Source organism: Streptomyces sp. SID5785 (assembly GCF_009870065.1).
Lineage (GTDB): Bacteria > Actinomycetota > Actinomycetes > Streptomycetales > Streptomycetaceae > Streptomyces.
In genome coordinates this window covers 1-511 of sequence record NZ_WWIA01000675.1, presented here as the reverse complement: position 1 = coordinate 511, position 511 = coordinate 1, and the positions used below count along the sequence as shown (strand labels likewise).

Genomic DNA, 511 nt, shown 5'->3' with positions numbered 1-511 from the left:
GCCGTCGTCAGGGCCAGCACCGCCGCGGCCGTCGCCACGAGGGAGGCGCTGCGCCAGGAGGTCTTCATCGTCAACTCCCGCTGATTGCTTGGGTGTTGCACCGAGCCGGTCGGCTCCGTGCATGCCCCTGGGTACGGGCGGGGACGGGGGGTGTGTTCAACGCGGCGCAAGATTCGTGCCCCACGGGAGGGACGGCGGACGCGCAAACCCGACGCGGGCACACTCCGCACGTTCGGAGTATTCGCCGTCCGCGCGGGCGTGTCCGGTGCGGGCGCCGCCCATGATCTCCGTCGTGATCTCCGTCGTGATCTTCTCAGCGCACTCCGCCGTGCGGCGCGCCCGGCGGACCTGGCCCGCCGTGGCCGTCCGGGTCCTCGCGGTGCTCGCGACGGCCTGGCTCTGCGGGGCGCCGTCGGGCGCCGCCGCCCTGGCCCGCACGGGCGACTGCGCGTACGCGTCCGTCGACGGCGGGGCGGCGGGCGGCGGCGCCGTGGTCGTCTCCGGCGACGGC

General features: G+C 75.7%; 1 protein-coding gene. It reads left to right on the top strand.

Annotation, left to right across the window (positions count from 1 at the left end; translation table 11 throughout):
• Positions 1–292: 292 nt before the first annotated feature.
• A partial coding sequence (locus tag GTW43_RS21785; protein ID WP_237536743.1) for a hypothetical protein occupies positions 293–511 on the top strand: 219 nt, incomplete at its 3' end.